The organism is Flaviflexus ciconiae (assembly GCF_003971195.1).
GTDB classification, from domain to species: Bacteria; Actinomycetota; Actinomycetes; order Actinomycetales; family Actinomycetaceae; genus Flaviflexus; species Flaviflexus ciconiae.
Genome location: NZ_CP034593.1, coordinates 2,332,577 through 2,345,713, shown reverse-complemented (window position 1 = coordinate 2,345,713; position 13,137 = coordinate 2,332,577). Strand labels below are relative to the sequence as shown.

Sequence of the window (13,137 nt, the reverse complement as noted above, 5' to 3'; positions counted from 1 at the left end):
TCTGGCCAAGGCACCTTGGCTTCCTTCAGAAAACCTATTTATGGCCCGTTGTCACGGGCCTTACTACTGCAACACCAACCCGTTAAGGATAGAAAATGCTGATGTACGAAATGACCTGGGAGGACGACCTCTGGTTCTCCGCAGATCTTTCAGGACGGATCAATCTGCTCAAGGACAACGAGTTCAATCCTCGGTTCCTCGTCGGATGCGCCACCGAACCCACCTCTCTTCTGCCGAGGCCCGCCAACGAGTACGCAATCGACCTTGATTCGGACTCCGCAGTCATGCTTCAGTCCTTTGCAATGGCAGAGGCACTCAACCGGACGACGTGCCTCCTATCGTTTGTTCATCCGGAATGGCCAACGCAAGAGATCAAGATTGAAGGATTCGCAGTCCCCGACTGGATAGCCGAGCTGGAACCAACCGGTGACGGCACCGCCATTATGAAGGACGGTAAACTCAGCGGACACATCACGGGCCTGGTTCAAATCACGGACACCGAAATGCGGACACGTCGCTCCGGAATATGGACCATCAATCTCCACCGAGTCACGAGCGTCCTGACGGAAACCGTGATTTTCAAGTGGGAGAACCCACGACCCTCAGACTTTGCAATAAGCGATATCGGCAACAGCCATGGCCTTTATTAGCATCTGAGTTCTTCGACCTGTAATCTAGATAGCGCTAGGTTCTAGCACTCGGAGACGTCGCATAGTCAGGTCGAGTGCGCCTCCCTGCTAAGGAGGTAGGGGTGTATAGCCCCTCGAGGGTTCAAATCCCTCCGTCTCCGCGATGGCCCCGCCTGTTCACTGAATGGGCGGGGTTTTTCATTGATATGTCGCCACTTTTCCCTGACGTGCCAGCGCTCTCAGAGAATCACCCTGCGCCCCATAAACAGCCATAAAGGGGCATGCGTAGGCGTGGTTGGGATACATTTGGGGATACACCAGCCACCCATTACAGGGATACAAATTTGAGGAAAGCAGGCAGTCATGGCGCGAGCTCACTTCGGCAGTCTCATCAAGCGCGAGAACGGCACCTACATGGGCCGATACCGCCGCCACGGCCGCACCTACTACACGCCTACGCAACGCACAAAACAGGCCGTACGAGCAGACCTCGTCAAGATCGAGGCAGCTATTCTCGCGGGAGAATGGGAGCCACCCAGGAAGACCCGCTCGGGCACAGCTGCCATCGATACAGATCAGAGCTGGACAGTGCGGGCTTGGTATGAGGCCTGGTATTCGCGGCAGGAGAAGGCGAAGCGCTCCCCCAACAGCCTCAGAGCGTACCGCAGCATTTTCAAGGTCCATATATTGCCGGATTTCGGGCACCTCGCCCTCACTGACGTAACCCCGCAGGTATGCACGGAAAAATTTCAGCACGTCCTCGAAACCCGGTCCGAAGAAACAGCAAAAAACGTCATCAGGTCCTTCTCTGCATGTATGGGCGCAGCAGTCGAAGAAGGCCTGATAGCCGAGAACCCAGTAAAAGTGAAAGGGGCGATGAGTAAGACGCCTCCGAAACGAAATTTCCACATGATCACACCCACACAGCTCATCGAGCTGATCGACGCTTTCCCGGAAGACACTCGCGCAGCGGGGGCTCTTGGATCATGGGTCTCACTTCGCTACGGCGAGATCGCCGCGCTCGAACGCGCTGACATTGATCTGGAAACTGGAGTTGTGCACGTGACCAAGAGCGTCAAGCGCGCACCAAACGGCGGCCTGTCGATTGGTCCACCCAAGTCAGATGCTGGCTATCGTTCCCCTTCCATCCCACCTCAGGCGCTCCCGATTATTCAGTACCATCTTGAGAGCTTTACTGCGCCAGCTCTCGACGCATTGCTCTTTCACCGGCCGCGCGGCCCAAACGGCTACCTATCCGACCGGGTGTTGCGTCGGGATCTCAATAAAGCCGCGATGAAGGTTGGACTACCTCCGATGAGATTCCACGACCTCCGCCATATTGGGCTCACGTTGTTTGGCAGGGCGGGTGCGACAACAGCTGATCTCATGGCTCGTGCGGGGCACGCTGATCCTGCGACTGTTGCCATTTATCAACATGCGACGGCTACGCGGGATAGGGAGCTGTCCTCGCGGATGGGCGGAGTCTAAGAGTGTTTGTTTTCGTGTGATAAATCCGCGTCTTATCGCGCGGTTGTCATATTATTACCAGCTTTTAAATACTCCCCGCCTCCTCAACCAAGTCGGGTCGGTGCTGTGCCCGCCATGCATGATGCCGCTCCAGCGTTTCTTCTGCCCATGCCTGGAGGGTGAGAACGTGTCGGAGTCGGATAGGCAACTCATGATGGGGCACAGCAGTATTGACATGACGGAGCATTACACGCACGACGACGCGGCGCGGCTCTCGGGTGCTGCGGACGCGATGGACACCGCATTCAAGAAACTACTCGGCTCATAAGTCTGTAGGTCGCCTCGGCCTGGCGGTGGCCTGCTTGCCAGCATCAAGAAACCGGTCTCGTAATGCACAGATTCCCATTAGCTTGGAAAATAACGCTAAACTTGTTACCTTTTAGGTAGCTCATCAACCATGTGTTGAAGGAGTATCTGAGGCCGTTCGCTACGCGAGCGGCTTCTGCTTTTGCCAGAACGCGATGAACTCGTCTTGGAACTTTCTTCTCCGGCGGTCTCTCTCGACATGGAACGCCGTAACTAACAATGCGTAAGTAGGTCGCTCTTCGACGATTACGACAAAGGAAAAATCGGAGTTCGAGAGGACGTATCTTGGGTGTCTTGCGCGCTTACGATCAATCCACCACAGGATATCAACGTATCTCGGATAGTGGCTCGTGAACTCGTCGATGAAGTATCGAACCCATGGCAGCCTGATGCAGCGTTCTTCATCCAGAGTCCGCTCAGAGTTCTTGTCTTCGCTGCCCGAGACGATATGCCAAAAGCACTGGTGCCTCCCATCTACTTCAGGGTAGCGTCGGAGTCTAACCCGGGATAACCCGTCTTTCCATGGAGGTGCTTCGTGAACGAGGGACTCCATGAACTGTGAGTACAGAAAGTCCAAATATTCGCGTTCGTCCATTCTGAAAGAGGCGAGTCTGGGAAGCATCGGAGGCGTCTTCACAGCTCTTCCCCTCTTGGCGTCCACTTAAAGAGATTAAACTTCGTCGCGCTCAGCAAGGTTGTCTGTGTCAAAGTAATGCCCGCGCGATCTCGCACCCGTTGCACAATTTCCTCTTTGGCAACATTTCCCGAGAGACCACGATTGGCGTAGTTCACAGCGCCAATTAGTACGTCCGCAAGTTGCATCAAGCCGACATGGTGCGATTCGACAATTTGGAGCCGTCGAATTTTCTGACGGTCGAAATCGAAGCGGGCATTTGCGATCACTTGATGAAGGCGGTCGACTTTAGAGCCCCCTTTAGTGTCCTTTTTGTCCAGATAAATGTATGCCTCGCTACTGGCCGGAAGGACATTACGGATGAGATAGAACAGCATCTTGTAGTACCAGTCATCGTGAGTCTGGTCGAAGGATGCGTGGTCAAGCCCCTTCTTTCGGGAAACCACAGCCCTAAACCCTAGGTCGTCGTCATCAAAGAAGTAATCGACGACGTCGAGGTAGAAGCTCAACTTCGCTGGCGAGATCTTGTTCCACTTGATCTCAAAGTCGCCTGTTAGACCATGACGTTGCCTAATTTCGATAAGTCGCCGGTGAGCGCCATCGGATTCGCTTAGCGGACAGACAATGGCGCCTTGCACCATGAACGGATGTCCGTCACTGGGGAGATGGGTGCTTTCGTCACAGTAGATGTTGACTGGGATGTTCATGTTCTCGCCATTCTGCCAAATCAGCTCTTACGTGTCCCTACGCTTCTATTGCTCAACTTTAGCCGAAGGTACTGCACGATGCGCCGCCACTCGTTTTGGATAGTGTTCGGCCCGCCATGCGTGGTGCGCTTGGAGGGCCTCGCTCGCCCATGCCCGGAGGATGAGCACCTCGGGTGTTGCGGGCATTTCGTGGAGGTTGCGGCGATCTTCGTCGGCCCGGCCAGGACCCATCAGCTCCCAATAGGTGAGCATTGTTTCTTTATCCATACACCCACCGTCGCGCAGGGGAACGCAACGCAGAACTGTTTCTAGCCGGTAGCCTTGAAGCCCCGGAATCAAGTGTCAAGGCATAAAAATAGTGCCCCTTCTTGCTTTCCCCGAGGTAACGGAAAGGGGTGGGCAAGAAGGGGCGCAATTGGTGTGGCCAATGTCCAGTCTAAGGCGATATAGCTCGAGCTTGCAGGCTCAAGGTAGAGCCTGTGGATAACCGCATGGTTTCAGGGATCTGTGTGCGTAGCCGCGTTGAGGCTAGCGAGGTTGTGGGTATCCGACGGACGGGGAGTTGTGTCTGGCCCCGAGCCACCGCGCATCATATTGGTCGCCGTGCACAATCCCGGCAAGAACCATCCGTCCTTCCGTGACTGAGAGTCCGCTCATGGTGACCGACACTGCCCTACCGGACAACCCTGTTCGGACGCGGAATCCGTCCGTCAAGATCCTGCGCTTAAGCGTGAAGCGCCCCGCGGAGAGGGGGCCAGACATAGTCCGGAAATCACCCTCAAAGTTGAAGGCACCGGAACCGAACTCGGTATCGTGAATCCCTATTCGCTCGTCGCCGGTTACGGTCGTGATATCGACGAGGACCGAGACGATCGTGCCGGGTTCCACACTGATCTTTGGAGTGTACCCACCTGTGACAGTGAGTTTCCCAGGTTCCCAATGCTCAATCACACCACCGACCCAACCTCCTGGGCCTGCAGTAAACAAGGGGTCGAGAGCAAGATTGACGACAGGGTTCCCAAACCTGGAGTCCGCGGTCGCGGCCCTCACGACACACCGCCAGTTAGGGTGTAAAGATGATTTCGATCCCTGGATGAATAGCTATCGCCCCGTAGAGATAGATCCGGGCAGTGACCGTTCCTTCGGGGACGGCTCTTCTGACATCCCCGGCTGGTAGGTCCGCGAGGAGTAGATTGTCTTGATCTCGGAGATGGATTCCGGCTGTTGAGCTTGTCCAGCCGCGGTGATTCACTTCCCGCTTCCAACCCGTCCCCACAGGGACAGGGAAGGTTGGGGAGACCACGAAGCCGTTCGGGATGAGACTGCCGTCCGGTTCTAGGTCCTCGACGGTGATCGGTTTCCCGCCTCTGGTCCATCCCTGCTGGAATACCGGCAGAAACAGGCGGCTGTCGGTGGTCGCGGCTCTCATGCTGCCACGCACCAATCAGCGTGGCTTGCGTCAGCCCTGAGAGAGAGCGAGAGAGAGAGAGAGAGAGAGAGAGAGCGTGCGACCGCCAGAGCCTCGGCGCCAGTCAGCACACGCACGTAGGCCGCGGCCGCGAAACTGCCTTTCCATGATTGAGCGGGTATGTAGTTCATACCGAGCCCCATGGATTTGTCCGTGAGCGGGATCGTGCCTGCCACGAGGCCGGGCATGAGTGTGAGACTCTTAGCGCCCCCAGTGAAAGTGGGTACCGTACTTCCCGCCCCTAGCCAGATGTTGTGGGTTGCTGGTGATCCCTCTAATTCTCGGGATTGGAGTGCGACTTGGTGCTCGGGGTCTGGCGCTTTCAGCTCCCCGACGAAAACCGCGAAAGCGTTGTCTCCCCGCTCGGTCCATGTCGGTGCTTGAGTGACCAGTCCGGGTTTCCCTGCGATTGCTTCGAGCCGCCGGTCAGTGATCGATGCTCTCACCGGTTTCTCCTTCCTCGATAGTCGGGTCCACCCAGGGGACCAGGCCGTCGGTAGGGACCCGGTGCGCAGCCAAGATAGCCGTCGCCTCGGCGTGAACCTGGGGAGTTGGGGACGATACCCTAACGTCATGCGCCACAACCACATGCGGCGCGTCCGGGTCGGCGAGAGGGGCCACGGAAAAAACCCGTGCGCCTGCCGCCTCGAGCTCGACCGTCACCGCATCAAGCCTTTCCTGTGCAGTCATTTAGACACCACCCTCACTAGGGATACCAATGTTCGTAGCGGCAACCATGCCCACCCAGGTGGTCCCGGTCCACATGAGATGGATGATGGTGCGTGATGCGGGGTCAGGATGGGGCACGATGGGCGTGGCCCACGCGGACGCGACACCCGGCAGACTCAGTGTCCGGCTACCCGTCGAGTCTTGGGCGAGGTCGAGTGTGACGGTGAAAGCGCGTTCAGGCCCCGGCGTAGGAAGCGTCAGCGTCACGTCACCAGTCAGCGTCGCCGTGAGATAATTCGGGCGGACCGCAAGCGCCGTCAGGTCGATGGTGCCAGTCCAGTCGCCCTGCGCCACAATCGTCGCCTCGGCCTCCTCCCGCGCTGATTCAGCACGATCAGCTGCGTCAACCGCGCCATCTACGACCGGGCCGATCAGCTTCTCCCACTCCTGCCGGGTAGGGTACATGCGCTGCACACCGCTGGGTGGGTTAGCGAGATCAACCTCTGTGGTCCCGACGGGGATTGCGAGCCCGTTCAGCACCCACGTTCCCTGGGCGAGGTCACCACGCAGGTTGTAGGTCCAGGCTTCACCATTCACCGGGTCATCAGACACCGGCAGCTCAAACGTGACAATGCCGTCAGACTGGATCGGGAACGCCTGCGGGCCGGAAATAACCTCGCCCTCGACCTGGATGGGTTTGCGGGAGGTTGTGACGATGATTGTGCCCGTGTCAGGGGAGCCGTCGAGGCGTGTGAACACGCCGTGCACAGGGACGCGCGTCATTAGTTCTGCTCCTTCTCTGTGTGGACGCCGGTCGCGAGGAACGGCAGGAACCGCTCCACCCACTCATTGACGGCGGGGTGTGCGAGAACGCCAGTCACCACGCCCGTCACGAGAGTGAACAGCCCATACGTGATGGACTCGGTGATTGCGGGTTCAAGGGTTTCGAGATCAATACCGACCCCAGCCAGCCACGTGATCGCAGCTCCAACGACCGCTGCTACGAACGTTCTGAGTACGGCTCGCCACGGGTGCGCAACCTGCGTCGGCTGACCCGGCTGAGACTGGTTAGTCATTGGTGCCCTCCTCCGGTTCAGCTGCTTCGGCCTCTAGCCTGGCTTTTTCGGCACGGCCCATCGCCGCATTCGTGCGCCACACCTTCCCGCCGACCGTATTCGCGTCGATGTCAGTCAGTTCGGCCTTAATCTCCGCGACCTCTGCTTCCAGGCGCTGGATGGCGGTCTTGATCTTCACGTCATCATCCTTGCCCGTGCGTGCGAGTCGCAGGAGCTCTCGTTGTTCGTTGTCGGTGAGTGCCATCAGAAAATCCTTCTCTTCTTTCGGTGTTGGTTTCGGTTTCGGAGCGGGTTTAGTGGGGGTCAAATATTCCTGGGCGCGTGCATAGATTTCTCGTATCTGGTCGATACGTCGATCACCAGGACAGGCTTTACCGAACGCATTGCTGAATTTCACGCCAGACTGGTTACCGGTCCACGTCTTTAAATCAGCCGGGTTATAGGGTCGCCAGTTGCCCTTGATTCCGAGCCGGTGCCAGCCGAGTCCGGTGAGATTGTTCGGGGTGGCGATCCGGTTCGGGAGATTGAAGTGCTTGACGAGGTGCGCGAACAAGCGCGCATCATTCTCAATCTGGCTATCAGTCAGCGGAGGAACATCGCTACCATGTTTCCAATAACCCGGTGCACCATTCGGGTAGCCGTCCCAATGCTCCACCGAAACGCAGTAGTTGTTGCCGTCGCCGTCCGCGAAGGCCTTCCGGTTAATCTCCTGGTGCTGCCGCATCTTCCCCGATTTAGGGTTATAGAAATGCGAATGTGTGCGGCCCGGACCCAGGCCAGGACCATAAATATCCGGCGAGTTCGTGACCGCCGTATGAATCGTCATCATGCGGGGTCGGATTGGAACATTGGACCGGCCCGTCACCGGATCCCACACCGTCCACTCACTAATCGGCTTCATAGTGCGAGCCATAGCGCCTCCTTTAGGCATAAAAAATCCCGCCGTGTGGCGGGCTAGTCTCGTTTATCCTTGTGCCTGGACCTATCAGGGGCTTTCGGGATCCTGCTCAGCTGATCCTCAGTGAGTGGCTGGGCGAGAATCCACGCCCGGAGGTAGTCGTACTCGTGGCGTAAATCCGCGAGGGCTTTGCGGGCTTCCTCCGCCTTGTCCTCCGCGTCCTGGACCGCGCTATAGTGCCCGCGTATCCATTTCCAGCCGCCCTGCAAGATGAGAACTCCGAGACCGCCACCCGCGAGGTTGATGAGCGCGACCGTGATCGTTGCATCCAAAACATGCGCTCCTTACGGGCTTGCGGGTGTGATGGCTAATTCCCGGTTATAGGGCGGTCCAGCGATCCTCACGAGCCGGATAATCTGGTGGAAGATCGCGGCGATCACGAATGAGAGCTGCAAGAACCGGTTCCCCGACCCGGCGATTTGGAGAGAAACGATGATCCAGCCGTACAAGCCTGCGCTCATAATCACACCGGCTGAAATTATTCGTTCTAGCCACTGCCACCCAAACAACGCGGCGGGTATGCCGAGTGTCGTGGAGACCGTGATCATCGTGGCGAGAACCATCATCGAGACCGCGCCGATTTGCCCTTCTACGCTTTGCGGAGCGGTATGGAACACAGTCAGGCCACCCAGCCCGAGAACCAGATACGCGGATGCCTGTAATACCGCGATTGCCCTCGGTTCATGAATCCGCGACCATACACGCCGCGCAAAAGACTGATTCATGATCCTGCCACCACCGTCCAGGATGGCGTCAAATGTTGTGCGACCGTCATAATCCCAACCACGTCTCGCTGCTGCCCGGTCTGCTGGTAGGCCATTGGCATGACGCTGTCGCCCTGGTTGAGTTCGAGCAAGTCAAAGAGCTTCGTGCTGGTCCCTCCCTCAAACTCGATATTTCCGCCCGTCGAGTTGCCATTCACGTTCAAGGAGAGGAAGCGCCGGCCTGCGGTCGCTGAGTTAATGCCCACGACAGAGGCGGAGAACCGGATGAAATACAGCCCAGTTTCGGGGATCATAATGCCGCCGTCTGCATGCCGCGTGAAACCCACGGACTGTTTTGTGAACCCGCTCCCGGAGACGTGGAGTTCGGTTAGTGTCCCGTTCGGGCAAAACCTGCGGATGTTGGCGGTCGCACCATGCAACCGGCCGCCGAGGATGATCCATTCCTCGCCCGGCGCAGTGAGACACATATGCCTCTGTAAGTCTTGCACGAACACGAAGAACGGAAACGCCTGCGTCGCACCAGCCGTAGAGAGCTGCCCTGCGATCGTGTTCGCTTCCGTCACCGTCGCACAATCAGTTGGGCGGACAGTGAGCGAAAACTGCTCGAACGCCACAGTCGCATCCGCAGGGTCGCTCGAGTCGGGGATAGCGCGTTTCAAAAGATCGAGAGCCACAATGAGCCTCCTAAAAAAGGGGATAAGACAACCCCGCTAGGTGGCGGGGCTTAGGTTGGTGGGGGTTATTTGCGGTAGTCGATGATTAGTTCGGCATTGCTGCCGTCCCAATACCCGTAACGCGCATTACTGGCGACGTTGGTGTAGAGGGTGATTCCGCGATAGGAGCCAGTGATGAAACCACCCCAATATGCGCTAGGGATTTTGATCTCATGCGAGGAGCCTTTGGCGTAAGCCTGGTTGGTGGCTGACTGCACGGAGAATCCCCACGTCTCCTCATTCGACGCGCGTCCGTGGAGTCCGACGTATGCGGTCCCGCCGTTGTTCGCGAACGTGTGCATATTTTTGAGCTTCACCCTGACCCCGGTTACGGTCGCCCCCTCCAACGCCGCGGTCACATCACCGAAACCGATCATGGAACGCATATTCCCGTTCGACGTTCTTGGTTGCAGGCCTTGATATGCGCGGGTTTTCCCTACGTCTGTCGAACCAGTCGGCCGATAAACATAAGGGCTCCCGTTGCCCACGAAAGACTGCACCCACGTGGCGGTACGCCTCAGTGTTCGAGCAGATTCGCCCTTCTTGTCCTGTTCGCCCGTCCCGGTTCCGCCACCGGACGCGGGACCCACGGCGCATGACCCTGGATCGCTTGCCACGGCCCCACATCCCTCACGCTGATTTCTTGACCGGCCGTGAACGGAAACCCGATTGATTCACCACTATTCAACGACTCGATGAACAGGCCGACCGTGATCATCTCGCCCGGATTCCATCCCCACTCCGACGTGGACCGAACCACAGAAAGGTCAAACGATTCTGCCCAATCGGTGTGCAAGTACCATGTTTTCTGGGCCGAATTGAGGGGCGTGACCGTATCGCCGGACGATTGCCGGAGCCGGAGCGCGGCCCTCCTGGTGGCACTGTTCGAGATGCGCCCCATCACCCGGATTTCAATCATCCGGTTATCTTCAGGGGTAATGAACGTGGTAGCGAGCAACCGGCCCTCACTAGACCCGATCGACGCGTCAGCCGTATTCCGGGACATCGAAACCAGGCCACGAGGGAACTCCGCCAAGATCTCTGACAACTCGCGGCTGTCATACGTAAGTTCACCATTCACGGCGATGTTGTTGCCGGTAATATTCCCGTCCGGGTCAATACTGGCAACGAACCCGCCATCTTTAATGATCCCGAAATAATTCGCCATATCGGCGCGGAGCGATATGACAACGTTTCCGTCGGCGTCCAGGATCGTGAGCCCCTCCGGCTCCAGCCGGAACCCATAACCCGTGTTCGGGTCCGTGTGGACGACGTTTAACGCTGGAGCGGTCACCGACTTCTTCGCCAACATCGTTTCAGTGATCACTTCAGTGGCCAGCAGGAACTTTTCAACGATCAGCGCGTCATAGAGCTCCACAATTACGTCACCGTCTGCACCGCGATTGTCCACGATCTTGATCTGGTCGAGCGGGATCTCGAGATACGTGGCTAGGTTGCTTGCAAACTGGTGGGGGTCATCCGTTTCGGCACCCAGGTCAGAAAGTAGGTTAAACATGGGTTCAGCCCATGTGAGGGTCTGTTGCGCCTCGCCCAAATCCTCGACCGCATCATCCAGGATCTGCTTATCGGCCTCACTCATACCCTCGTGCGGTGCCAGTTCAGGCATGGCCGTCACCGGGTCAGGTGCAGGAACATCCTCGTCTAGGCCTTCGGGGCGGACCGTGACGGGACCAAGAACACGCACAGGAGCATTCGCGGAATCAACCTCGACCGCGCAGAGCGCGCCGGGGGTCATCTTCACCGGGCCAGCCAAAACCGAAACCTCGGAGCCGTCAAACGACACAACCGCCCGGTCGTCACGCTCCGCATCGAGACCAACAAACACGGCAGTCAACTGGGACGGACGCGCACCCTGCCGACGTGCGGCGAGCTTCGACAACGCTCCCCTGCGCGCAAAACTCAGTTCATTAGGGCGAACCATTTAGACCTCCATCCCGACGTGATAAACCGCTGTCTCGCCATGTGTGAGCGGTAACTCGAAACCAGTGACCCGGCCCCACTGTTCCCCATCCGCATGGGTCTCAACAGCAACCGGGGAATACGGGGCTACTCGCCAATCTGGGACCGACTCGACCGGCCTCGTCACCGTCCGCAACAACGACTTGGCGAGTTGAGTGAGTGCCATCCCCTGCGCCTCCGCATAATGACCAACCGCGTTGGAGTCGAGCCGCAGAGACTGCCAGCCATACCGATCCACCGCATAACACCCGGTCGTCTGATACGCCTCAGCGACCTTCTCGCTATCACGGACAGGGACGATGACATGATTAAAAATCTGCGACCGATCCAAATCAAGAACACTGTCAATAATCGGTGCGGAATCCGACGCGTCTAGTTCGCTGAATCGCGCTACCGGCTCACTGATCGGCCCGGACGGTAACGGGAACGCGCCGAGTCCGCCCGTCGAATGGGGATAAAGAAATACTCCCCACATTGTGGAGAGTTCCTGTAAGGTTTCGCCCCTATCGGTGCCGAGCGCGAACCCGTCACGAATACGAGGCAACGGCAACGACGGGTCGAACCAGAAGTTGATGTTGTCCTCAGCGAGCAATGTTGCCATGACCTCGACGGGACGAGCAGTCTGATGCACTGGTCTTGGGACGCGGGCTTCATGCCGGATCACGAGTTCAGTCAGGTCGATCGCGTCAATCTCAAGCGAGACAGGCCCAGGCGTCACCCGGTTCACCAGGAACTCACCCAGACCCCACGACCAAGACCCCGCAGCGCTTTCCGCGTTGGCTTGGATACGGACACGGTGCCCATCCGAACCGACTAGGCCCGCGCCGTAAACATCCGTGTCCTCGTCATCGAACCTCGGCACGGTGAGTCCAGATATTTGCGTGCCTGGCCACTGGTCTGCCTGCCACACGATACGGCCCGCCGAAACGGGGAGCGTCACGCTATGGCCGGCCAGCTCAACTGACGCCGTGCACCAGAACCGGCCACCATCCAACTCAACCGGCGACGGTACCGCAGCCATCACGCACCGTCCCTAACCCCAGCCCACGACCCATGGTTAGCTGCCACATCAGCCCACGACGCATGTTCCTGCGCGATATCCGCCCACGTCCGGGCAGGCACCGGCGTGGCAGGAGGACGCGGCTCCACACCTTCTAAAACCCACTCATTAAACTCACCGTTATAGTCCTGTCCGAGATAACGAACAGACCCGTTACGGGTCGAGAACAGGCGGACAGCGGGAATTGAGCAGTTCCGGACCGGGCATCTCACACGGTTGTGCCGCACCACGAGGAACGGCTCCTCAAGAAGACGTTCAATCATGCTCGAGGCCGCTGCGTCAGCTCCGAACGTGATCGGCTCCGACTGCCGGTTAGGGCCGCCCCGCAAAATGAGAGGTCTCGACCCGCCCTTTGGCCAGAACTCGTGTATGTCCCGCTCAACCTGCCATTCACGGCTATTTGAGCGGTCAATCGGGGCGACAAGACGTCCGTCAATTGAGGAGAGTTCATCACGCCGAAACGACTCCAAGCTAGCGACCGGAGTCTCCACACCCCCATGACGATAAACGACCGGTTCCCCGAGGGGCGCCTGCCAGTCGACAAACGCCCGCCCTGGAGACTCTCGTGCCGCAACCCAGGTCTCGCCGGTTATCGTGGATCTGCCGATAATCTCTCCGCCCGTGACTCCTTCTGGATCGACTATGACACGCGACTGTTCGACTCGAATCAACATTGCTAATACCT

At 58.1% G+C, this 13,137-nt stretch carries 20 protein-coding genes and 1 tRNA gene; 4 read left to right on the top strand and 17 right to left on the bottom strand.

Features of this window, described 5'->3' with window-relative positions:
- Nucleotides 1-95: 95 nt before the first annotated feature.
- The 4 genes from EJ997_RS10385 (at nt 96) to EJ997_RS12980 (ending at nt 2,424) form a co-directional block, all read left to right on the top strand.
- Nucleotides 96-650, top strand: coding sequence for a hypothetical protein (locus tag EJ997_RS10385; RefSeq protein WP_126704493.1), 555 nt, complete (start codon nt 96-98; stop codon nt 648-650).
- 50 nt (nt 651-700) lie between these two features.
- A tRNA-Ser gene (locus EJ997_RS10380) sits at nt 701-790 on the top strand.
- A 202-nt stretch (nt 791-992) separates the two neighbouring features.
- A complete protein-coding gene (locus tag EJ997_RS10375; RefSeq protein WP_126704492.1) occupies nt 993-2,117 on the top strand; it encodes a tyrosine-type recombinase/integrase in 1,125 nt (374 codons plus the stop codon).
- 166 nt (nt 2,118-2,283) lie between these two features.
- Nucleotides 2,284-2,424 (top strand): hypothetical protein, encoded by a 141-nt coding sequence (locus tag EJ997_RS12980; protein WP_164719956.1) that lies wholly within the window; start codon nt 2,284-2,286, stop codon nt 2,422-2,424.
- A 159-nt stretch (nt 2,425-2,583) separates the two neighbouring features.
- Here EJ997_RS12980 and EJ997_RS10370 read toward each other — a convergent pair whose 3' ends face one another.
- The 17 genes from EJ997_RS10370 to EJ997_RS10290 form a co-directional block, all read right to left on the bottom strand.
- Nucleotides 2,584-3,123 (bottom strand): hypothetical protein, encoded by a 540-nt coding sequence (locus tag EJ997_RS10370; protein WP_126704491.1) that lies wholly within the window; start codon nt 3,121-3,123, stop codon nt 2,584-2,586.
- Nucleotides 3,096-3,803, bottom strand: a complete 708-nt coding sequence (locus EJ997_RS10365; RefSeq protein WP_126704490.1) for a DUF3800 domain-containing protein — start codon at nt 3,801-3,803, stop codon at nt 3,096-3,098. Before EJ997_RS10365 ends, EJ997_RS10370 begins: the two co-directional genes overlap by 28 nt.
- Nucleotides 3,804-3,848: 45 nt before the next feature.
- Entirely contained in the window at nt 3,849-4,070 is a 222-nt protein-coding gene (locus EJ997_RS10360) for a hypothetical protein (protein ID WP_126704489.1), read from the bottom strand.
- A gap of 261 nt (nt 4,071-4,331) precedes the next feature.
- Complete coding sequence (locus EJ997_RS10355) at nt 4,332-4,691, bottom strand: hypothetical protein (RefSeq protein WP_126704488.1); 360 nt, start codon at nt 4,689-4,691, stop codon at nt 4,332-4,334.
- 175 nt (nt 4,692-4,866) lie between these two features.
- Nucleotides 4,867-5,232, bottom strand: coding sequence for a hypothetical protein (locus EJ997_RS10350; protein WP_126704487.1), 366 nt, complete (start codon nt 5,230-5,232; stop codon nt 4,867-4,869).
- Complete coding sequence (locus EJ997_RS10345; protein WP_126704486.1) at nt 5,229-5,717, bottom strand: hypothetical protein; 489 nt, start codon at nt 5,715-5,717, stop codon at nt 5,229-5,231. Before EJ997_RS10345 ends, EJ997_RS10350 begins: the two co-directional genes overlap by 4 nt.
- Complete coding sequence (locus EJ997_RS10340) at nt 5,698-5,961, bottom strand: hypothetical protein (RefSeq protein WP_126704485.1); 264 nt, start codon at nt 5,959-5,961, stop codon at nt 5,698-5,700. The genes EJ997_RS10345 and EJ997_RS10340 overlap by 20 nt, the downstream gene beginning before the upstream one ends.
- Nucleotides 5,962-6,723: a hypothetical protein gene (locus EJ997_RS10335; RefSeq protein WP_126704484.1), complete on the bottom strand. Its 762-nt coding sequence runs from the start codon at nt 6,721-6,723 to the stop codon at nt 5,962-5,964.
- On the bottom strand, nt 6,723-7,016 hold the full coding sequence (locus EJ997_RS10330) for a hypothetical protein (protein WP_126704483.1): 294 nt from the start codon (nt 7,014-7,016) through the stop codon (nt 6,723-6,725). Before EJ997_RS10330 ends, EJ997_RS10335 begins: the two co-directional genes overlap by 1 nt.
- On the bottom strand, nt 7,009-7,929 hold the full coding sequence (locus EJ997_RS10325; RefSeq protein ID WP_164719954.1) for a peptidoglycan recognition protein family protein: 921 nt from the start codon (nt 7,927-7,929) through the stop codon (nt 7,009-7,011). Before EJ997_RS10325 ends, EJ997_RS10330 begins: the two co-directional genes overlap by 8 nt.
- A gap of 41 nt (nt 7,930-7,970) precedes the next feature.
- Entirely contained in the window at nt 7,971-8,246 is a 276-nt protein-coding gene (locus tag EJ997_RS10320; protein ID WP_126704481.1) for a hypothetical protein, read from the bottom strand.
- Nucleotides 8,247-8,258: 12 nt separating this feature from the next.
- Nucleotides 8,259-8,699 carry a hypothetical protein gene (locus tag EJ997_RS10315; protein WP_126704480.1) on the bottom strand — a complete coding sequence of 147 codons (441 nt, stop codon included), beginning with the start codon at nt 8,697-8,699 and terminating at the stop codon, nt 8,259-8,261.
- On the bottom strand, nt 8,696-9,373 hold the full coding sequence (locus EJ997_RS10310; RefSeq protein WP_126704479.1) for a hypothetical protein: 678 nt from the start codon (nt 9,371-9,373) through the stop codon (nt 8,696-8,698). The genes EJ997_RS10315 and EJ997_RS10310 overlap by 4 nt, the downstream gene beginning before the upstream one ends.
- A gap of 65 nt (nt 9,374-9,438) precedes the next feature.
- Nucleotides 9,439-9,789, bottom strand: a complete 351-nt coding sequence (locus EJ997_RS10305) for a hypothetical protein (protein WP_126704478.1) — start codon at nt 9,787-9,789, stop codon at nt 9,439-9,441.
- A 140-nt stretch (nt 9,790-9,929) separates the two neighbouring features.
- Nucleotides 9,930-11,354 (bottom strand): hypothetical protein, encoded by a 1,425-nt coding sequence (locus EJ997_RS10300; protein WP_126704477.1) that lies wholly within the window; start codon nt 11,352-11,354, stop codon nt 9,930-9,932.
- Entirely contained in the window at nt 11,355-12,413 is a 1,059-nt protein-coding gene (locus EJ997_RS10295) for a hypothetical protein (protein ID WP_126704476.1), read from the bottom strand.
- A complete protein-coding gene (locus tag EJ997_RS10290) occupies nt 12,413-13,126 on the bottom strand; it encodes a hypothetical protein (RefSeq protein ID WP_126704475.1) in 714 nt (237 codons plus the stop codon). Before EJ997_RS10290 ends, EJ997_RS10295 begins: the two co-directional genes overlap by 1 nt.
- Nucleotides 13,127-13,137: the final 11 nt, after the last annotated feature.